The 19,926-nt window shown below is 70.4% G+C and carries 21 protein-coding genes and 1 tRNA gene; 4 read left to right on the top strand and 18 right to left on the bottom strand.

The window, feature by feature from the left end:
• Nucleotides 1-313 precede the first annotated feature (313 nt).
• The 3 genes from ACX114_RS23080 to ACX114_RS23090 form a co-directional block, all read right to left on the bottom strand.
• Nucleotides 314-826, bottom strand: a complete 513-nt coding sequence (locus ACX114_RS23080; RefSeq protein ID WP_459287843.1) for a hypothetical protein — start codon at nt 824-826, stop codon at nt 314-316.
• 441 nt (nt 827-1,267) lie between these two features.
• Nucleotides 1,268-1,546, bottom strand: coding sequence for a hypothetical protein (locus ACX114_RS23085; protein WP_459287845.1), 279 nt, complete (start codon nt 1,544-1,546; stop codon nt 1,268-1,270).
• A 61-nt stretch (nt 1,547-1,607) separates the two neighbouring features.
• Complete coding sequence (locus ACX114_RS23090) at nt 1,608-1,862, bottom strand: LexA family protein (RefSeq protein ID WP_459287847.1); 255 nt, start codon at nt 1,860-1,862, stop codon at nt 1,608-1,610.
• Nucleotides 1,863-1,914: 52 nt separating this feature from the next.
• Here ACX114_RS23090 and ACX114_RS23095 point away from each other — a divergent pair, with 52 nt between their 5' ends.
• Both ACX114_RS23095 and ACX114_RS23100 read left to right on the top strand, forming a co-directional pair.
• Complete coding sequence (locus tag ACX114_RS23095) at nt 1,915-3,054, top strand: IS630 family transposase (RefSeq protein ID WP_459287849.1); 1,140 nt, start codon at nt 1,915-1,917, stop codon at nt 3,052-3,054.
• Nucleotides 3,055-3,254: 200 nt separating this feature from the next.
• Complete coding sequence (locus ACX114_RS23100) at nt 3,255-4,085, top strand: hypothetical protein (protein WP_459287851.1); 831 nt, start codon at nt 3,255-3,257, stop codon at nt 4,083-4,085.
• 1,035 nt (nt 4,086-5,120) lie between these two features.
• Here the strand turns inward: ACX114_RS23100 and ACX114_RS23105 are convergent.
• From ACX114_RS23105 to ACX114_RS23165, 13 genes are all read right to left on the bottom strand, one after another.
• Entirely contained in the window at nt 5,121-5,480 is a 360-nt protein-coding gene (locus ACX114_RS23105; RefSeq protein ID WP_459287853.1) for a hypothetical protein, read from the bottom strand.
• Nucleotides 5,477-6,058: a sigma factor gene (locus ACX114_RS23110; RefSeq protein ID WP_459287855.1), complete on the bottom strand. Its 582-nt coding sequence runs from the start codon at nt 6,056-6,058 to the stop codon at nt 5,477-5,479. Before ACX114_RS23110 ends, ACX114_RS23105 begins: the two co-directional genes overlap by 4 nt.
• Before the next feature lie 68 nt (nt 6,059-6,126).
• On the bottom strand, nt 6,127-6,501 hold the full coding sequence (locus ACX114_RS23115) for a hypothetical protein (protein ID WP_459287857.1): 375 nt from the start codon (nt 6,499-6,501) through the stop codon (nt 6,127-6,129).
• The gene (locus tag ACX114_RS23120) at nt 6,494-6,799 is read right to left on the bottom strand and encodes a LexA family protein (RefSeq protein ID WP_459287859.1); all 306 of its coding nucleotides are present in this window, start codon (nt 6,797-6,799) and stop codon (nt 6,494-6,496) included. Before ACX114_RS23120 ends, ACX114_RS23115 begins: the two co-directional genes overlap by 8 nt.
• Before the next feature lie 228 nt (nt 6,800-7,027).
• Nucleotides 7,028-7,420, bottom strand: coding sequence for a PP2C family protein-serine/threonine phosphatase (locus tag ACX114_RS23125; RefSeq protein ID WP_459287861.1), 393 nt, complete (start codon nt 7,418-7,420; stop codon nt 7,028-7,030).
• Nucleotides 7,407-7,637: a hypothetical protein gene (locus tag ACX114_RS23130; protein WP_459287863.1), complete on the bottom strand. Its 231-nt coding sequence runs from the start codon at nt 7,635-7,637 to the stop codon at nt 7,407-7,409. The genes ACX114_RS23125 and ACX114_RS23130 overlap by 14 nt, the downstream gene beginning before the upstream one ends.
• 424 nt (nt 7,638-8,061) lie before the next feature.
• A tRNA-Arg gene (locus ACX114_RS23135) sits at nt 8,062-8,135 on the bottom strand.
• A gap of 228 nt (nt 8,136-8,363) precedes the next feature.
• Nucleotides 8,364-8,981: an iron-containing redox enzyme family protein gene (locus ACX114_RS23140; protein WP_459287864.1), complete on the bottom strand. Its 618-nt coding sequence runs from the start codon at nt 8,979-8,981 to the stop codon at nt 8,364-8,366.
• A 2-nt stretch (nt 8,982-8,983) separates the two neighbouring features.
• Nucleotides 8,984-10,213, bottom strand: coding sequence for a CapA family protein (locus ACX114_RS23145; RefSeq protein ID WP_459287866.1), 1,230 nt, complete (start codon nt 10,211-10,213; stop codon nt 8,984-8,986).
• Entirely contained in the window at nt 10,210-11,190 is a 981-nt protein-coding gene (locus tag ACX114_RS23150) for a fatty acid desaturase family protein (protein WP_459287868.1), read from the bottom strand. The genes ACX114_RS23145 and ACX114_RS23150 overlap by 4 nt, the downstream gene beginning before the upstream one ends.
• Before the next feature lie 7 nt (nt 11,191-11,197).
• Nucleotides 11,198-11,809 carry a methyltransferase family protein gene (locus ACX114_RS23155; protein WP_459287870.1) on the bottom strand — a complete coding sequence of 204 codons (612 nt, stop codon included), beginning with the start codon at nt 11,807-11,809 and terminating at the stop codon, nt 11,198-11,200.
• The gene (locus ACX114_RS23160) at nt 11,806-13,080 is read right to left on the bottom strand and encodes a hypothetical protein (protein WP_459287872.1); all 1,275 of its coding nucleotides are present in this window, start codon (nt 13,078-13,080) and stop codon (nt 11,806-11,808) included. The genes ACX114_RS23155 and ACX114_RS23160 overlap by 4 nt, the downstream gene beginning before the upstream one ends.
• On the bottom strand, nt 13,062-14,126 hold the full coding sequence (locus ACX114_RS23165) for a hypothetical protein (RefSeq protein ID WP_459287874.1): 1,065 nt from the start codon (nt 14,124-14,126) through the stop codon (nt 13,062-13,064). Before ACX114_RS23165 ends, ACX114_RS23160 begins: the two co-directional genes overlap by 19 nt.
• A 288-nt stretch (nt 14,127-14,414) precedes the next feature.
• On the opposite strand from ACX114_RS23165, the gene ACX114_RS23170 reads away from it, so the two are divergent.
• A complete protein-coding gene (locus ACX114_RS23170; RefSeq protein ID WP_459287876.1) occupies nt 14,415-16,004 on the top strand; it encodes an MBL fold metallo-hydrolase in 1,590 nt (529 codons plus the stop codon).
• Between the two features lie 63 nt (nt 16,005-16,067).
• On the opposite strand, the gene ACX114_RS23175 is transcribed toward ACX114_RS23170, so the two are convergent.
• Complete coding sequence (locus tag ACX114_RS23175) at nt 16,068-18,482, bottom strand: PAS domain-containing sensor histidine kinase (protein ID WP_459287878.1); 2,415 nt, start codon at nt 18,480-18,482, stop codon at nt 16,068-16,070.
• Nucleotide 18,483: 1 nt separating this feature from the next.
• Entirely contained in the window at nt 18,484-18,915 is a 432-nt protein-coding gene (locus ACX114_RS23180; protein ID WP_459287880.1) for a response regulator, read from the bottom strand.
• Between the two features lie 230 nt (nt 18,916-19,145).
• Between ACX114_RS23180 and ACX114_RS23185 the strand changes: the two genes are divergently transcribed.
• Nucleotides 19,146-19,916, top strand: coding sequence for a sensor histidine kinase (locus tag ACX114_RS23185; protein ID WP_459287882.1), 771 nt, complete (start codon nt 19,146-19,148; stop codon nt 19,914-19,916).
• The last annotated feature ends 10 nt before the right edge of the window (nt 19,917-19,926 follow it).

The following is a 19,926-nucleotide window of genomic DNA, read 5'->3' on the forward strand; positions in this document are numbered from 1 at the left end:
GCATACCAAGTGGCCCAGCCCGGCGGGGGCGCTTCGGGGATGGCGCGGCCGAAGTGTCGGCAGCGCTCCTCCTGAGTCCACGCGAAGAACACCTTGTCCGGGCTCGGCGCGTCGTCCTCCATCCACTTCGGCCGGGCCTTGCGGACGACGGGGGCCCCGGGACAGGGGCTGCCGGGGACGTGTCCCCGACGGCGCGGGATAGAGGGACAGGGGACATGTCCCCGGGGACAATGCGACAGGGGACACGTCACGCGCGCTTTCAGCAGCACGCATCTTCTGTCGCTGCTTCTGCTTCTTCAACTCCTCGTATTCCCTACGCTCTTCGTCTTTCGTCGATGTTGCTGCTGCTTCCCTCCTCCCCCCCTTCATGTCCCCGTCTGTCCCCGGGGACAAAGGGGACATGTCCCCGGGGACATGGGGACAGCCATGGGGACAAAGGGAGGGACACGCTGGGGACGGCAAGGGACGGGGCCAGCAGTGAGATGGCGCGCGCGAACCCCTCCGCGCGGCCCTCGCTGCGCGCCAGGTCCTCGCGCAGCTGGGCCACCTGGGCGCGCAGCGCGTCCAGCTCATCGTGCAGGGCGCCCACGTCGAACGTGTGCGCGCAGCATGCCCCCGCGGGCTCGCGGCGGTAGCTGGGCGCGTCAGACTCCGGCGCGGGTGAGGCCTCGCTGGGCCAGCGCGCCTGGGGCGGGAGCTCGCCGGGAATCACCTGGGCCGCCTCCTCCTCGCTGACCAGCTGCCCGGACAGCAGGCGCACCATGCCCGGAGGCACCGGCTCGCCCTCCGCGATCTCCAGAGGTGGAGGCGGGACGGGCCGATCCACGCAGTCGGCCAGCGCGGCGACACCGTGGCGGCAGGTTGGCCAGGGGCCCGGGGGCTTTGCGCGCACGACCGCCGATGCCACGCGCGGTGCGTGGGGCGACGGCCTGCCGTCGTCGGTGATGGCGTCGCCCAGGCGAGTGGCCCCGCAAGTCCTCGCAGCGCACGGCGGGCAGGCGGCAGCGGCTCAAGGAGACACCCCGGCGGCGCAGGTGTGCGGCGGACACCCTGGCGCGGTGCAGCGCCAGGTCCGGCATGTGGAGCACTTCGTCAGCGGGCGCCGGCAACCGCACATGCGGAGGACGCGCTCGCGGAGGGAGGCAGGCTCGCGACCACCGCTGCGCGCGGCAAGGGCCTCGTAGGCGGCCCATCGTGCCTTGCCCTCCCCGACGACGGCACCGAAAGCGAGGCGCACGCGAGCCAGCAACGGCGCGGGCACCTCCCACTACACATCCGCGGGGCGAGGCTCGCACGCGACGGGCTCCGGCAGTGCCACCACGTCCTCAAGCCACAGGCCCGCCGGGCCCACGTACCAGCGTGACTGTCGCTCACCGTCCGGCCACAGCGACACCGCGGAGACGCGCGCCACTGCCACTACTGCGCTGGAGGGCGCCTCGCCCGCGCGCGGGGCCGCGACGCCCGGCCCGTGCCAGGAGGCCATCCACTCGGCCAGCTCGGGCACGTACTCTGCTGCCGCGCACACCGCGACATAGGCGCCCAGCACGTCATCCTCCGGGGCCTAGTACGTCGGCACAGAGGATTTGACCGGTTGGTATAGGCCCCGCCTATCGCAGGATGGGTAGGGCCTCCGGCCGCACAAGCAGTTCAATGCTCCGAGCCTGGCCAGCGCTGCGCCGGATGAGGCCCAGGCGTTCAAGCTCCAGCACCATGCGATGCACCGTGGGCGGGCTGGTACCGAAAAAGCGCTGCATGTCGGCTTCGGCCGGCGCACGCCGGTGGATACGCGAGTAGGCGTAGATGAAGGCCAGGTATTGGCCCTGCAGTTCGGTGAAGCGTGGTGGTTCGGAGGGAATCGACACGCGGTGCCCGTGGGTAGTCCGTCTCCATTCTTTGCTGGAGCGCAAGATTCCCATGACTGTACGCCACCGGGTGACACTCACCCCCGAGGAGAAGCAGGAGCTGAAGGCATTGGTGTCTGGTGGCACCGGGCGCGTGCGCCACCTCAAGCGTGCCCAGGTGCTGCTGGCCGCACATGCCCAACGCACCGACGAGGACATCGCGAGAAGCGTCCAGGTGGGCCTCTCCACCGTCTTCCGGGTGAAGCGCCGTTTCGTGGAAGGAGGCGTCACGCACGCGCTCCACGAGAAACAGCGCGCGGGGGCGGAGCGCAAGCTGAGTGGCAAGGAGGAAGCCTTGCTGGTGGCCACCGCGTGCTCGGGGCCGCCAGCAGGACGGGCACGCTGGACGCTTCAGTTGCTCGCCGACGAGATGGTGCGGCTGACCGAGCACGAGGGCCTCTCGCGCGAGACGGTGCGCCGACGCCTGGAGGAGAATGAGCTGAAGCCCTGGCAGAAGCGCATGTGGTGCATCCCCAAGGTGGATGCTGAGTACGTGGCGCGCATGGAGGACGTGCTGGAGTTGTATGCGGCACCCGCCGACAAGGCGCACCCGGTGGTGTGCTTCGACGAGACGCCGGTCCAACTCATCGGCGAGGTGCGCACGCCGGTGCCCGCGGCCCCGGGACGGCCCCGCCGCTACGACTACGAATACCAGCGCAACGGCACGGCCAACCTCTTCGTGCACCTGGACGTGCACGCTGGCCGACGCCACGTGGACGTCACGCCCAGCCGCACCTCGAGGGATTTTGCCCGCCAGATGCGGGACCTCGTCGACGAGCACTACCCGGACGCGGAGCGGGTGCGGGTGGTGCTCGACAACCTCTCCACCCACAGCGCCGCCGCCCTCTATGAGACGTTTCCGCCCCAGGAGGCGCGCCGACTCCTGCGCAAACTGGAATTTCACTATGTGCCCAAACACGCCAGCTGGCTGAACATGGTGGAGATTGAAATCAGCATCCTCACGCGCCAGTGCTTGGGTCGGCGACTGGGCGATGTGAAGACACTCAAGCAAGAGGTGGCGCGATGGCAGCGCCAGCGCAATCTCGCGCGCGCCCGCATCCGCTGGCGCTTCAGCGTCGACTCCGCCCGACAGAAGCTGGGTAAGTCCTACCCGCTGACGGCGCAGGCGGCGGCATCCAAGGCCGCCGCCTGAACCATTCAAAACCTCTGTGCCGACGTACTAGTGGAGGTTGAGCACCGGCGCGTTGCGGACTTCGACGGACCAAGCCCACGGCTGGGGCGCAGTGACTCCGAAGATAGGGACGCGCATGGGCGCCGCGCAGGGGCTCACTGGGCACCTCCCGCGAAGCTGGCAAGCAGCCATTGTGGGTAGGGTTGGAGTACGGTTACCGCGTGGCCCTTCAAGAACTCACATCGCGAGAGGCGGTCCTGGCAGCCCTCGCTGAGTGCCGAGCACTCGGTCGCGACGCATTCCTTCGCAAGTACAACTTGAATCGAGCCCGTCGATACCTCGTTCGACACAACAATGAGTTCTTCGACGCAAAAGCCCTCATCTGCGTAGCCTTTGGGGTGCAATATCCCGAGCAAGGCCCACTTCCACACACGGCATTTATCGGGCGCGAGGCCACCGTAAAGATCAAACTTGAAGCGCTTGGATTTGAGGTGGTAACCGCGAAGAGTGGTGTCGCCACGGAGGAATCACCGCACCTGAGTGCCCGGCGCAACTTCACGCCTCGCCCATTCGACGAGACCCGCGAACCCTCTCCATTCGTTCCGGGCGACACGCAAGAATCCCTGGAGGAGACTCTTGCCAGGAAGGAGAAAGCTGTGGTGGATCATCACCGCCTTCTCGCCGCGCTCAACCGGGCACTCTGGGTGGCCGATTGGAGCCTTATCGAGGAGATGCCTGGGGCCGTGGACCTGTGGGCGCGTCGACCAGGCGATACTAGGCGCGTCATCTTTGAAGCGAAGACGCTGATGGGTGCGAACGAAGTGCACCAGACGCGCTCTGGCCTCTCGCAGCTGCTGGAGTACCGACACTTCTACGGCGAGCCAGACGACCTCCTCTGCCTCGTGACGAACGCACCGGTGTCCGATGCGCGAGAGCGCTTCCTTCGCGCACAAGGCGTCGCCGTCCTCACGTACGATGGCACCACCTTCAAGGCTGCGGGATCGCTCACGCTGGAAATGGTCGGCGCTCTTGGCCAGCGGAAGGAAAGCTGAAACAAGGGACGCGTCCACAGGTCGCTCTGCGAAGACGAGGACGCAGCCGGGGAGGATGTGCGTGGAACTCACCACCGGCCCTCCGCGAGGCGCGCCACCTTCGCGCGCTCGTCCGCGAGCTTCCTATCCCCAGAGCGCCTTGAACGCCGAGGCACCGCCACCGATGGTGGTAAGCGCTTCCCGCGCCTGCGCCCGCACCTCGCGACGAACGTGCGGCTCATCACCGCATGCGGCACAGCTGAACGACTCGTCGCCCTCGTTATCCAGGCTCGGATATATGGCGCGCTGCTCGCACTTCGGGCAGGACGGGAAGTCAGGCTTGGCTTCCCTCCGCCGCGACGGAGGGTCCACGCAGGCCGTCGAACACCGTGGTGGCACTCACCCGACTTGCGCCAGGAAGATCGCGCTCGCGCATGACCGACGCCAGGCGCTGCGCAATCCACTCCCGGTCCGTCTGTCTCGCGTGAATCTCGTCCGGCGTCTTCACGTAGGGACACGGCCCCAACGCACTGCCGCCGTCACACTGCTTCTTGTCCTTGTTGCGCTTGCCCTTTTATTCCTCCTCGCTGAGTTCGCGCTGTGAGTGCTCCTCCAAGCCGTGACCGCACGTGAAGCACTTCAACGCGGCGACCGAGAGCACGAGCTCCACGGGCGGTGGCCTGACGACCTGCCCGCCGCTGTACGCGAATCAGTCGCCATTCGGCTTGCGCCCCTTGAAGCGTCCGCCACGTACCGCGCGCACCAGCAGCTTCGTTTTTTCGTGCTCCGCCTTCATCCGATCCAACTGCTGCCAAACGGAATCGCTCACAGAATGCCTCTGGCGCGGTGTGTCGAGAAACGGCAGGTGTTGTCGACGGCGAGCCGCAGGCGCGGCACGGCAGGGGTGGACTCGAGACGGGGACGGCGGAGCCAGATGCGCAGCCAGAAGGCAGAAACGCACGCCACGTAGGCGGCAGCAGCAAGCCACCACCACGCGGATCCGCGCAGCAGGTAGGCAACGCCAAGAGCAGCACCGCGGCGATGACGAACGCGGCGTCACGCATCGTCGGGCTCCTCAAGCAATGGCGGATAGCCCTCCGTTCCGAACTCAAGCTGAGCTGGTGCTGGAGACTTCCCGTAGCGCATGACGGACAGTGCCTCGAGCACGAGGTCACGCAGATGTGGCGCGACGAAGGACAATGCAGCGTCTGCGCTATCGTGCTCCTGAACAGCCGTATTCCATGTTGCACGGTCAGCGAAGTCTGCGTCCCGGTAAGCAAGCCGGGCCGCGTGGAAGCGAACCAAACGTTCCACCAAGTCATCCTGCGTTCGATGTGCGTCCAGCGAACGCCCAGCCTCGGTTCGCTGACGAAGCGCGCGCCACGACCTCTCGGAGGGAGGAAGATTGGCGCTCACGACACCGCCCTCCTCCCCCATTCTGGGAGGACCTCGTTCGCCCAACGTTCTACGGCCTGCGCGGCCATTCCCAGCAACTGACGAGCAGCTTCCCGGTTGCAGCCCAGGCGCCTTCCAATCTCCACCCCAGACTCTCCTTCCAATGAAAGACGGTAGGCCTCGGCAGCCTTGCCGCGAGTCACCTGACGCGTGCCGGTGCGCATGTGAGCGACGAGCCGTTCGCCGATGCAGGCGTAGAGACCTTGCGCGTCTCCGCGCACAACCAGGTCTTCCTGCAGGGGAGGAACGGCCACCCGCTCCGCCTCATCGAGCGGCACGGTGGCGAGCACTGCGAAGGAGCCGTCCTTCCGAGCCCAGACGTCCGTCAACTCCTGCCAGCCGCGCTGAATGGCACGACGGATGGCGACGGAGGCGTAGTTTTCGAAGGTGCCCGCTCCCTCTGCATATCCAACGGCGGCTTTCGCAGCCCCAAGCAAGCCATACTGGACAAGGTCATCCAGGTACGCATGCGCAGATGGGACGAGCCGGACGAAACGATGGGCCGAGCGGCGCGCAAGGCCGGAAACCGAGAGCACCATGTGCTGCTCAGCTGACGTTAGGGGACGAGTGCGGGCGGTTACGCCAGCGCTCGCAGTCGGAATAGGACTCATCGAACCTCCGCCTGCCGGCGCGCGACGACGTCCTGGCCCGCCGCGAAGGAGGCCAGCAGCGTGGCCTTCGTGCGTTCGCGGAAAGGCTGCTCTCGCTTCTTCGCCGTTCGCCACAGCCGCTCGCAGGCGGGATGCCGACAGGTGGCCACTGGGCGCTCCTTCACCTCGCCGAGCTGCAGGTAACGCGGGCGCAGCGTCCAGCACACCTCGCACGGGGCCTTGAGCCCGGCGTAGCCGGCGTCCTCCGGCGACGTGGGCGTCTCGCGGTACAGCCGCAGGCGCAGCAGGACGAACTCGCGCTTCGGGCACGTGCGCACCAGCACGTGCACCTGCTCGCGGCGCTCCTCGGGCGTGGGCAGCGGGCTACCCATTGAGCACCTCGGGGTGCTCGCGCAGGTAGGCATTGGCCAAGACCTCGCCGGACTCGGTGATGACGAGCCCGCGGTGGACGTTCGGCAGGCGCCGCAGCAGTCGGTGCTGCTCCAGCCGCTCGAAGTAGTCCGTCGCGGCGCGCTTGGACGCCCAGCCGAAGCGCTCGCACACCTCGCTCGCCGAGGGCGCCACGCCCCTGTCCTGCTTGTAAGCGTGGACGAAGGCCAGCACCTCCTGCTGGCGCTGCGTGGGGGCGCCCCCGGAGGGGCCATTCTCAGGAGGGGGACGGCAGCTCATCGCGCGGCCCTCCGGCTGACGGCGGGAGCGCAGGAGCCGGAGGCCAGGGCGGCGGCCTCGCGCTCGCGGCGCACGCGCGCCAGTTCGTCGGCCCGCGCCCAGGCCTTCCGCGCGTCCGCGTCCCAGACGCTGACGACGATGCAAGTGCAGTCACTGATGGAGACGCGGTGCCCGTGCCGCTGCGCAGTGCCACCTTGAGGACGGCGGCGGAGTGAGTGCTGGGCGCGCTCACGCGGCACCTCGCACCGTCTCCGGGGCGTCCCCGGGCACGCGCACCACCAGGGCGGTGCAGTTGTCACGGCTGCCGGCGGCGAGCGCGGACTCCACCAGAGCCTGGGCGGCCACCTGAGCGTCGGCGCCGTCCGCCAGCACCGAGGCGAGCTGCTCCGGCGTCAGCGACTCGTGCACGCCGTCCGTGGACAGCCGCCACACGTCCCCTAGCTGGACGTCCGTCTCCAGCATGTCCAGCGTGTAGTCGGTGCGGTAGCTGCCGAGGCACCGCGTCAGGACGTGGCGGCTGTCGCGATGGTCCTCGGTGAGCTGCTCCAGGTGGCCCGCGCGGAGCCGGTAGACGCTGCTGTCGCCCACGTGCGCCACAGCAGCGCGCTCACCCGCAATCACCAGCAGGGCCAGCCAGCGTGGTCAGCCCCGCGTGCTGGCCGACACGCTGCTTGTGGTGGACGTCGCGGTGGGCGTACGCGACGGCGGACTCCAGGCCACGCTTGAGCGAGCCATCACCGGCAGCCGCCTGCTCCAGGTACGGGTACCCCAGCACCGTCCGCACCGCAGCCTGGGCCTCCTTGTCGCTGCCCTCGTAGCTGCCCAGGCCGTCCGCCACGGCGGCGACGAGCCCGGCCGGGCCCTGGTGTGGCCTGCGGCGTCCTGCTGGTAGTCCCGGCGCGCCTGCTCGGAGCACGCGCCTACGTCGAAGGAGCGGCTCATTGGACACCGCCCTTCTCGCCATCAATGATAGACGTGGCCTCCGGAACGAAGCCGGCGGAAGATCGGAAGCGCTGCAACTCCGCGACAGCTGCGTCCAAGGCGTGGTGTGTACAGGCCTGGGCAGGAGATCTAGGCCAGCACGCCAAGCCGCAGGCAACGCACCCGGGAACTGGCGGCACCGACCTCACGAAGGCGAGGACCGCCCCCGCCCCGGCGTCAGAGATGGTGCCGCAACGCCACGACAGCGCCACGGACCGGCTGGACCCTGGAGCCCGCGTCCCCGTCCCGACGAAATCCTCAGTCGGAACGGGGGGGCGGAGTGACCCCGACAGGAATCGAACCTGTGGCCTGCGGTTTAGGAAACCGCCGCTCTATCCAACTGAGCTACGGGGTCATGAGGTGGCGGGCGTTATAGCAGGGGACGGGGGTCGCGCAATGGGTCTGACGCCTGGCCGGGCGGCCTGTGTCCACCCCGCAACTGCCGCTTCCCCGGGCGCGCACGGGGCAAGCAGGCGGATGTTTGTCTTGAATTGACGCACCGTCAGGACCCGCCGCGTCTGTCTTCCAGAGGGGAAGGCCCGCTCTCCGCCAGTCGGTGAGTCCCGTGCGCCGAGGCGCCCGCTCAGGGCCGCGCCTCGCCGGCCAGCGCCGCGCGGTGGATGGCCACCCAGAAGTCGGCGGCCCGCCGGACCCCTTCGAGCAGCGGCTCCGGGTGCCCGGCCCCCAGCGCCGCGCAGAGCGCCTGGGCCCGCGCGCCGTGCTCCAGGTCCACGTCGAGGTGGACGAGGAGGAAGCGCGCCTTCGTCCGCTCCAGCCCGAGCCGCCCCAGCCCCTGGCGGGCCTCGCCTCCCAGGTGCCGCGCCACGCCCTCCAGCACGCGCAGCGCGCCCAGGAAGGCGAGCTGCCGCTCCGGCCCGATTCCCTCCCAGAAGGCGTGGAAGTCGGCCACCTCGCGAGGCGTGTCGGACGAGGGCTCTCGCCCGAAGGCCTCGAGGTCCGCCCTGGCCAGCAGGTAGTGCGACTGCTCGTCCCCCGCCAGCTCCGCGAAGAAGGCCTTCAGCTCGGGGAGCGTGGCGCGCTCGGCCGCGAGCCGCAGCCGGTCTCCGCTGCGCCGCGTGTAGTGGAACATCATGTCGAGAAACGCCACGTAGCGCGCTGGCGTCACCGCCGGCAGCCAGCTCGCGACCTGCCGCGCCATCCCGACGGTGAGCGCCTCCAACTGCTCCTCCAGCGACTTCATCCTCAGTCCCTCCGGTCCGAAAGCAGCGCGCCCAACGTCCGCCGGGCATGCGCCAGGTGCGGCGCCGCCCGCTTTGGGGGCAGCTCGTCCAGGCGCACCACGCCCGCGTCGAGGAACCCCTCCCCACCGAGTCCCCGTCCACAGGCGGTGGGCACCGCGCGCAAGTCCACCGGCTGGAGCACGCCCCGCGCGTCCCGGGCGAGCGCGAGCTTCAGCACGGCCCCCGTCTGGCACGCCAGCGTGGGCATGATGCTCAGGAAGTTGCCCAGCGAGTACGCGATGAGCCCCATCCGCGCGGGTCCGCCCCGGCGCACCTGCGCGGGGCAGGTGGCGTCCGCGCCGTCGATGGACACCCACTCCACCGGCTGGAGGACATGCGGCGAGGAGCCCAGGAGGACGTCCGCCCCGCGCTCGATGAGCCTGTAGGCGTGCTCGCGCTGGAGGGCCTCGGGCCAGTACTCGTACTCGAAGCCCCAGTGCGGCATCAGCACCACCAGGTCCGGCCCCACCGCGCGAGCGGCGTCGATGAGCGCGCCCAGCCGCTCCCAGTCCGGCGCGTGGAGGGGGCTGCCCAGCCGCGTCACGGGCACTCCGGCGGGCGGCGCTCCCACGAGGTGGTTGATGTCATACGTCACGGCGGCGATGCCCATCCGCACCCCGTCCACCTCCAGGGCCGCCACCGCGTCCTCCGGCCGGGGGCCTCCCACGCAGCGGTGCTGGGAGGCGGCCAGCACCGTCCCCCGGGTCCGCTCCAGCCCTTCGGCGCCCTGGTCGAGCGCGTGGTTGTTGCAGAGGGAGAAGACGCGGTGGCGCGCAGTGCCCTCCCAGGCCGCGAGGTAGTCCGGCGGGGCGTTGTAGTGGAGCGTCTCGTAGACGAGCCGGGGCACGGGCCGCGCCGGGTCCACCGGCGTCTCCAGGTTGGCGAAGGCCACCGCGTCCCCCGCCATCACCTCCCGGACTCCGGGAGAGAGGGCGCGGTGGAAGCCGCTGCGGATCCACATCATGTCGCCCACGGCGCTCAGCCGGAGCTCCGGCGCGCCCGCGTGCCTCCAGCTCCCCGAGGCGAGGTGCCGGGCGACTCGCGAGAAGTGCTCCCCGGTCTCGGCCGAGCGCGGCTGTGGCAGGTGCAGGAGGCTCTTGGTGATGTAGCGCAGGTTGAGGTCCCACCGGGACAGCGGCCAGCGGCCGTCCTCGTAGCGGATGTCCGCGTACAGCCGGCGCAGGGCGTTCATGGGCGCTTTCGCTCCAGGGTGACGAGCCGCACGTCCTCCTCCACCACCATGGGGCCGGCCAGGAGGGCCCGCCACATGACGTGGAGGTAGCTGTCGAAGACGGGGGCTCCGCGCGCGAGCAGCTCGGGGCGCAGGCGCGCGTGCAGCCGCGCGAGGTTGTAGCCGGGCACCCGCGGGTAGAGGTGGTGGTCCAGGTGGTGGTTGAGGCCGTTCCACAGGAAGGTGACGAGCCGGGTGCTGCGCACCGTCGTCGCGGTGTGGAAGCGGTCGCCGCGCCAGACGTTGGCGTGGTGGTCGGAGATGGACTTGAGCCCGTTGAGGGGGCTGGCGAAGAGCACCGGCACAAGCCAGCACTCCACCGCGCCCCCGAGGAGCCCGTGGCCCGCCAGGAGCCAGAAGAGCAGCGTGTAGAAGGCCCCGTAGCCGAGCAGCACCCACGCATGGCGGCGCAGGCGGGCGGCGTCGAAGTGCTGCACCGGGTAGAGGACGTTGAAGTAGACGAGGCTGAGCGGCAGGCCCAGCAGCACGGTGGCGTAGAAGAGTGCCCACAACCCGGGCGAGCGGCGGCCCGCGTTGTAGGCGTCAGGGTCCTTCTCGGTGCGGTTCCAGCGGTGGTGCGCGAGGTGGTCGTGCCGCATCGGCTCGTAGGCGATGCCCACGAGCAGGCTGAGCGCGTTGCCGAAGAGGCGGTTCTGCCAGGGCCTCGGGAAGAGGGTGTCGTGCCACGCGTCGTGGTCGAGCTGGATGAGCCCCATGACGCCCTGGGCCGCCAGCAGCCACAGGGGCAGCTTCAGCCAGAAGCCGCTGACGTGCGCGAGCCCCACGCCGGCCAGCCCCCACACGCCCAGGTGGAGGGCCGCCATGCCCAGGGCCCGCGCGGGGCGGATGCGCAGCAGCTCCACCAACTCGTCGCGGGAGGGGCCCTGCCCGGCGGGGGCAGCGGGTGAAGCCAGGACGGGGGCGAGGGCGGGCTGCATGGGGCCTTTAGAGGTAGCGGGGGACGCGCTGGCGGTAGCGCGCGTAGGCCTCGCCGAGGCGGGCGGAGAGGTAGCGCTCCTCCTGGAGCACCAGCCCATGGAACAGCCCCCCCAGCACCGCGCACGCCCCGAGCGTCACCCACGACGGAGCCCAGAGCGAGGCGCCCACGAGGTACAGGTAGGAGAAGACGTAGATGGGGTTGCGCGAATAGAGGTGGAGCCCTCTCTCGTGCAGCGCGGGCGGGGCCTCCCCCGCGTCCACGCCGATGCGGAACGTCGCGCCCATGCCGTACTGCGCCGCCAGCATGCCCACCAGCCCGAGCACGCCGAGCGCCCAGCCCACCTCCGGCGGAAGGGCCAGCAGGGGCCGGCCCCAGGGCAGCTCGGACCAGCGCGGCCAGAGCGCCGCCGCCACCACCGAGCCCGCCCACACCAGCGAGACTCCGCTGATGCGCCGCGTGAGGCGCGTGTGGGCGGAGTCGGCCCCGGTGCTCCGGTAGGCCAGCGGGCTGCGGCCGAAGCGCAGGCGGTAGACGAGGCTTGCGCCCAGGTGCCCCAGCAGCAGGTGCAGCGAGATGAAGCCCAGGTAGAGCGCCGGCGCGTCGCGAAGCCCCTTCATGGTCCCACCACCTCCGCCGGAAGCCCGAAGCCCGAGGACGCCCAGCCCGCGAGCTGCTCGGTGAAGTCGCGCAGCTCGCCCCGGGTCCACAGTCCCTCGAACGTCGCCGTGTTGATGTTGAGCGTGTCGCCAAGACCCAGGCCCGTCGCGCCCCAGGTGGCCGTGTGGCTGCGCATGGAGTGGATGCGGAAGGGCGCGTCCACGAAGTGCTTGTCGAGCCGCCCCAGGTAGGTCGCCACCAGCGTGTTGGTGCGGGGCTCGGCCACCAGCCCGGGGCGCGCGTTGCGCCGCAGCACGGGCCCCGGGGCGAGCCGCGCCACCGCCATGCACTCCAGCGCCGTCGTCCAGTGCACGCCCTCGTCGAGCACGCGCCGCAGCGCCTCGCGCACCAGCGCCGCCAGGGCGGGCGCGTCCTCCAGCCGGGCGCGGACCTCCCGCAGGGGAAACTCCAGCGGCACCGTCGAGCAGCCATTGCCCAGCATCCGCCCCAGCCCCAGCATGCGCCGCAGGTCCACCGGCACCCGCAGGCGGATGAGCCCGTCCTTCGTGGGCTCGCGCAGCGCGACGCCCGCCAGCAGCGCGGCGAAGAAGACCTCCGAGGCCTGGACGTCCGTGCGGCCCGCCGGGAGTGTCAGGCGCGCCGTCGCCATCAACGAGCGGCCCGCGGTGTCTCCACTGCGGCGCAGGCCCAGGCCCCGCTGCGCGAGGAGCCGGCGGCGGGGGCTGACGAGGCCCAGCACCCGGCCCGGCCCGCGCAGCGCCGCGAGCAGCACCTTGCCATCCGTCAGCGACGAGGGGCCCAGCGGGGGCGACTGTGACGCGCGCCCCGCGCAGTGCAGCCAGAGCCGCTCCAGCAGGTGGGCGAGCGCCTTGGCGTCCCCAATCGCGTGGTGGAGCTGGATGGCGAAGAGCCACGGGCCCGGCGCGCCATCGGCCAGGGGATGGAGGTGCAGCCGCAGCGGCACGTCCCTCGCGAGGTCCACCCGGGTGTTGATGACCCGCGTCACCGCCTCGGGCTCGTCCAGCGGCTCGGCGCCTTCCAGCAGGGCGGCGTCCACCGCCTCGTCCGTGCGCGGCGCGGGCACCCACGCACCGCGCGCGTCGTCCCAGGCCACGTTGAGGCGCTCGCTCTCGCGCACCAGGGCGCGCAAGGCTCCGCGCAGCCGCGCCACGTCGGGCCGCGCGTCGATGCGCAGCAGCACCGTGGCCCAGATGGTGGCCACCTCGCCGTCCAGCCGCGCGAGGAGCGTGTCTACGAAGTTCGCGCGCATCGCTCCACCCATCCGCTCCACAGGGCCCGGGCCGCCTCGCCGTCCAGCCGCGCCCGCCCCACCGCCTCGCGCGCCCGCTCCGGCGCCGGCAGGTGCTGGAAGACGATGTCGTCGGGCGCGTCCAGGCGCGGGCGGAGGCCCGTCGGCAGGTAGCCCGCCGCGAGCAGCATGGGCGTGGCCTCGGCCACCCGCTGGGGCTCGCCCATGGACAGGTGGATCAGGTCCACGCGCGCCCGCGAGGACGGGAGCGCCGTGGCCCCCTGCCCTTCCCCGGCGGGCTCCACCAGCTCCCGCCGTTCGATCCGCAGGGACTCGTTCCAGTCGAGCAGGCGCGGCACGAGGCCCCCGGCGCGAGGGCGGCGCTCCAGCGGCGTCAGCTCCACCGTCCCCGGCAGGCCCGAGGCGGCGAGGATGGACGCGAGCCACTCCCCCCACGGCCCCGCGGGCAGGAAGCGCCGGCGCGGAGACAGCGGCGCGAGCACCGTCGTCATCGCCAGCGCCTGCATCGGCAGGCCCGAGCCCTCCACCCCCACCAGCGTCTCCCCCTCGGTGTAGTCGACGATGAGGCCCACCGGCACGGCCCGCATGAAGCGCGACGCGTAGCGCTGCGCCATGAGGTGCAGCGTGGACGTCTGCTGGTGCAGGAAGCCCACGCGCGCGTTGAGCAGCTCTCGCCCGAGCAGCTCCAGGAGGTGGCTCCAGAGCCGCTCGTGCTCGGAGCGGTCCATGGCGGTGCGCCGGACAGGCAGGGCCAGGGAGAGCCCCGAGTCCAGGGAGTCCCGCCCCGGCTTGCACCACAGCCCCGTGTGCCAGAGGAGCGTGCCCCGGGCGTCGAACTCCCCCAGGCTGAGCAGCGCGCCGGCCCTCCAGAGCCGCGAGGCCCCTCCAGGCTCATGGAGGAAGCGGTAGGAGTAGCTCCCGGCGTAGCGCGCGTGGAGCAGCTCGCGCAGCGCGGGCTCATCGGGCTCCGCCAGCCAGCGGGTGTGCTCGCTGGGTTGGGCGGCGCGAAGGCCGTCAAAAGGGGTGGCGGCGCGTTCCCGGCACATGGAGTTTCAGCAATGCACCAACAGGGCCAGCCGGGAAGCCCCCCTCCTTCCGAGGGGATGGGCCCGGCCGCCGCCCCGCGCCCCACCGGGTGTGCAGCCCGCTTCACAGAATGGAGTGCTCGGCTGCACAGGCGGCAAGCGCCGGCCCGGCCGTGATTCCCGGCGCCGTCTTCCGGGGCAAGCCCGGAAGTCCGCACCTTGAAGTCAGGCTGGGAATCGTCAACATTGGCGGCCCATCCGCGTGCGTCCGGGCCCCCCGGTTCCGGCGGACGCCCTCGCGAGACCTCCATGCTCGACCGCCCGATGTACCTGAAGCCCGATGTCGCCATCGAGCCGCTGTTCAACCAGTGGTACGTCTGGTGGTACCTCATCTCCCCCGCCACCGCGCCGCTGTTCGTCTCCCGCCTGCACCTGAAGCTGATGCAGTCGTTCGTCGCGAACCCGGACGTGCACGTCGCCGCGCTGCAGAACCCGGCGCTGATGGGCGGCCCCTTCATCAACCACCCCGTGTCGCGCGTGAACGAGGTGAAGGCGCTGCTCGACCGCACCACCCGCGAGCAGGCGGACATGCTGGCCTACACCAAGGCCGTGTCGGACCTGGAGCAGTTGCTGGCCAGCTCCAAGGGCGAGTCCCTGGAGCCGCTCTACGCCAAGGTGCCGGACATGCTCCGCGGCTTCGTGGAGCTGCACTACGACCTGGCCCACCGCGCGAACGCCCGCATCATGGAGCCGCTGCTCTACCGCAGCAGCCTTTACAAGGAATCGGCGCAGAGCATCTCGCTGATGCGCGTGGCCGGTGACGCGCGCAAGTACGTCTTCAGCACCCCGCGCCTGGAGGGCGACTCGCCCCTGTGGCTCCAGGTGCCCTACCGGCACGAGGGCATCGACGCCCTCTTCCGCATGCGCCACACGCCGGGCAGCCCCGGCCAGGTGGCGGAGATGCTGGGCGTGCCGTCCTCCGCCGCGGAGGCCTTCGCGGACCTCTTCACGGAGACCGCCCCGCGCAAGCCCGAGCCGTACACGGGCTCCGGCGTGCGCGTGCGCTACTTCGGCCACGCGTGCGTGCTGATGGAGACCCGTGAGGTGTCCGTCCTCACCGACCCCGTCATCAGCTACGAGTTCCCCACGGACCAGAAGCGCTTCACCCACGCGGACCTGCCGGAGAAGATCGACTACGTCCTGATCACCCACGGCCACGCGGACCACCTGATGATGGAGACGCTGCTCCAGCTGCGTCACCGCATCGGGACCATCGTCGTGCCGCGCTCGAACGCGTACTCGCTGGCGGACCCCTCGCTGCGCCTGGTGCTGGAGAAGACGGGCTTCAAGAACGTCATCGAGATCGACGACCTGCAGGAGATCAAGATCCCCGGCGGGTCGCTGATGGGCATCCCCTTCATCGGCGAGCACAGCGACCTGGCGGTGCAGGCGAAGACAGCGCACCTGGTGCGGCTGGCCGGCCGCTCGCTGCTGATGGCCGCGGACTCCAACGCGCTGGAGCCGCGCATGTACCAGCACCTGTCGGAGCTGGTGGGCCCTCTGGACGCGCTCTACCTGGGCATGGAGTGCGAGGGCGGCCCGATGAGCTGGATGTACGGCCCGCTGCTCAGCCAGCCCCTGCCGCGCAAGATGGACCAGTCGCGGCGGCTCAACGGCTCCGACAGCGCCCGCGCCACGGAGATCCTCAATCACCTGAACCCGAAAGAGGTCTTCATCTACGCCATGGGCCAGGAGCCCTGGCTGCGCCACGTGATGGTGCTCCAGTACGACGAGACCGCGCCCCAGATGATCGAATCCAACAAGTTCATCGAGGTCTGCAAGGGCCGCAGCATCCCCGCCGCCCGGCCCTTCCTGAGCATGGAGCGCATCCTGGAGTAGCAGTGCCCCGCTCCCGGTGGCGCCCCCGCCTCGCGAGGAGGCAGGGCGCCCCGGGACAGCGCATCACGCCTTGGGCCAGGTGAAGCGGAACGCCGCGCCCTCGCCCGGCGCGGAGTCCACCCAGGCCCGGCCGCCACGGGTCTCGATGATCTTCCGCACCACGGACAGCCCGATTCCAGTGCCCTCGACCTTGTCGCGGCTCTCCAGCGTCTGGAAGATGCCCCAGATGCGCTCGTGGAACTCCGGTGCGATGCCCGGGCCGTTGTCCGCCACGGTGAACTCGTACTGCTCCCCCGCGTCCCGCCACGTCACCTGGATGCGCGGATCCGGCCGGTGCAGGCGCGTGAACTTGAGCGCGTTCCCGATGAGGTTCAGGAACACCTGCTGAAGCTTCACGCGCTCGGCGCTCACCGTGGGCGCGCCCGGCTGCACCGCCACCTGCACCTCGGGCGGCGGGGCCAGCAACTCCACCACCTCCTTGAGCAGGACGCCCGTGTCCACGGCGACAGGGTCGCTCAGCTTGCCCGCGCGGGCATAGGTGAGGATGCCGTCGATGAGCGCCTCCATGCGGTGCACGCGTCCGTGCAGGAGCGTGATGAACTCGCGCGCCTCGGCGGTGAGGTTGGAGCCCAGCTCCTCCTTGAGCCACTCCGCCAGGTTGGCGATGCCGCGCAGTGGCGCCTTGAGGTCGTGGGAGGCCACGTAGGCGAACTGATCCAGCTCGCGGTTGGATTGCTCCAGCGCCTGGGTGAGCCGCACCAGCTCCCGCGCCCGCTCCTCCGCCTGCTGGCGGGCGCGCACCATGTCGGTGACCTCCACCGCGTGGGTCATCACGCCGAAGGTCTCCCCGTCCTCGTCGGTGAGCGGCTGGTAGACGAAGTTGAAGTACGCGTCGTCCACCCGGCCGAAGCGCGCGACCCGCACGGGCACCTCGTTCCCGACGAAGGGCTGCTTCGTGGCGTACACCTGGTCGTAGAGTTCGAAGAGGCCCTGGCCCGCCAGGTCCGGGAACGCGTCCGGGATGGTCTTCCCCACGAGGGGACGGTTGCCCGTCATCTGAGCGTAGCCCGGGTTGACCACCTGGATGACGTGCTGGGGCCCGCGGGCCACCATGATGGAGGCGGGCGCCTGCATGAAGACCTGGGTCAGCCGGTTGCGCTCCAACTCCAGCTGCTGCTCCAGGCGGTGCTGCTGGGTGATGTCACGCACGGTGAGCACCACGCCCAGATGGACGCGGGTGTCGGTGTACACCGGGACGGCGCTGCCCTGGACACGCAGCTTGTGGCCATCCGGCGTGTAGATGTTCCACACCTCGTTGAGGACGCGCTCCCCCCGCCCCGCCCGTACCGCGGGCAGCTCGTCGGCGGAGAGCGGCGTGCCGTCCACCCGCTCCTGCCGGAAGCCCTGGGTGGCGAGGGGCTCGCCCAGGCGCACGCCCGGGTAGAGGGTCCGGGCCATCTCGTTGATGAAGCTGACGCGGCCTCCGGTGTCGAACGTGAGCACCGCGTCCGCGATGTGGCCCAGCATGGCGGCGCGCTCGGCGGCGAGCGCCTCGATGCTCCTGCGGGCCAGCACCTGCTCCGTGGTCTCCACTGCGTGCGCCATGATGCCGAACACGCTTCCGCTCACGTCCTTGAGCGGCTGGTAGACGAAGTCCACGTAGACGTCATCCACGACGCCATTGCCGTTGCGGTCCAGCCGGACCAGCGCGTCGTGCGCGATGTACGGCTTGCCGGTGGCCCTCACGTTGTCGAGCAGCTCCCGGAAGCCCTGGTCCGCGATCTCGGGCAGGGCCTCGGTCACGGCCTTGCCCAGCAGGGGCCGGTTGCCCGTCAGCTGCTGGTACAGCGGGTTGGACACGGTGAAGCGGTGCTCGGGCCCCTCCAGCACGGCGATGATGGCCGGGGCCTGCATGAAGACCTCGTACAGCCGCTCACGCTCCGCCCGCGCCTCCGCCAGGGCGCGGTCGCGCTCCTTGCGCGCCTGGACCTCCCGGGTCACGTCGAAGATGGAGACGAGGACGCCGCCCACGGCGCCCGTCTCGTCGCGGACCGGGCTGTAGCAGAGCGTGAGGTAGTACTCCTCCGGGTGGCCGTGCGGCGCGAGCGGGTACATCCGCTCCTCGTACGTGACCGTCTCCCCGTTGAAGATGCGCGGGTAGATGGTCTCGTTGATGTGCCACACCTCCGGCCAGCACTCCTTGTTGCCCTGCCCCAGGCCGCCGGGGTGCTTGGAGCCCATGAGCAGGCGGTAGCCGTCGTTGTAGAGCTGGTAGAGCTGGGGCCCCCACAGGACGATGAGCGGGAACTGCGAGCCCAGCACCATGCTCACCGCGGTCTTGAGGCTCTGGGGCCAGGTGTCCACCGGGCCCAGCGGATGCGCGCTCCAGTCCTTCGCCCGGCACAGCGCGCCCAGCTCCCCACCGTCGGGAAAGACACGGGCCGCCGCGTCGGTTGCTGGCTTCCACTGCACGGTCATGTCAGGGCATCTCCACGAGGGTCCAGTACTTGTTGAGCGTGGCCATGACCTCCACGAAGTTGATGAAGGTGACGGGCTTGAGCAGGTAGCCGGCGACGTTCAGGTTGTACGCGTCGATCTTGTCCCGCTCGTCCGCGGACGTGGTGAGCACCACCACGGAGATGGTCCGCAGCTCCGGATCCGCGCGCAGCACGCGCAGGAACTCGATGCCGTTCATCTTCGGGAGGTTCAAGTCCAGCAGCACCAGCCGGCGCCCCTCGGGCACCGCGCCGTTGCGCAGCATCTCCAGCCCCTCCAGCCCGTTGGTGGCCACGTAGAGCGGGTTGGCGATGTGGTTCTTCTGGAACGCGCGGCGGACGTTCATCACGTCCACTTCGTCGTCTTCAATCAGCAGGATGTGCAGCGTCCTGTCACCGGCGGTGGCGGTGGTCATCCCCGAGCCTTTCGAGCCTGCGCGGCGTCCAGACCCAAGAGGAGCCCGAGCACGCTGGCATCTAGCGTTCGCTTCCGTGCGGATATCAGGCACCTTCGGGCCACTGTCTGCTTCCTGACGCGACCCCGCGCACGCCTGCTCGGGAAGGCGCCTGGAGAGTGTCATCCAGCCTGCACTTCGCGCCCATGGGTTGAGGGGCCTCGCGCGGGGACGGTATGGCGAAAGGCCCCGTGCGCCGTCCCCCTCCCATGGATGACTCCCAGAAGACGAAGGAAGAGCTCCTCGAGGAGCTCCAGGGCCTGCGCAAGGCCTTGCGCCAGAACAGCGCCGACCTGGAGCAGTTCACCTACGTGGCCAGCCACGACCTCCGGGCTCCACTGCGAGGCATCTCCAACCTGGCCCAGTGGCTGGAGGAGGATCTGGGGCCGCGGCTCTCCCAGGGGTCGCGCAGGCAGATGGAGCTGTTGCGCGGGCGCGTGCAGCGGATGGAGGGCATGCTGGATGGCCTGCTGGACTACAGCCGGGCGGGCCGTGTGCGCCACGCGCCCGAGCCCGTGCCGGTGGACCGGTTGATCCACGAAGCGCTGGAGCGGCTGGGGCCCGGCCCTCTCGCGCGGCTGGAGCTGGGGCCCGGAATGCCGGTGCTCGTCACGGAGCGCTCCGCGCTCCAGCAGGTCTTCGTGCACCTGCTCTCCAACGCCCTGAAGCACGCGGGCCGCGAGGACGTGCGGATCCGCGTGGAGGTGGAGACCCCCGCGGGCTTCCATCACTTCTCCGTCGCGGATGACGGCCAGGGCATCCCGCCCCGCTACCACGAGAAGATCTGGAGCCCGTTCCAGACGCTCGTCTCGCGCGACAAGGTCGAGGGCGCCGGCATGGGCCTGTGCATCGTCAAGAAGCTCGTGGAGGGTCGCGGCGGCCGGACCTGGGTCGAGTCGGCCGAAGGCGCGGGCGCCACCTTCCACTTCACCTGGCCCGGGTCCGAGGAACGCCTGACGTGAGTGACACCCC

This window comes from Corallococcus sp. M7 (assembly GCF_054512695.1).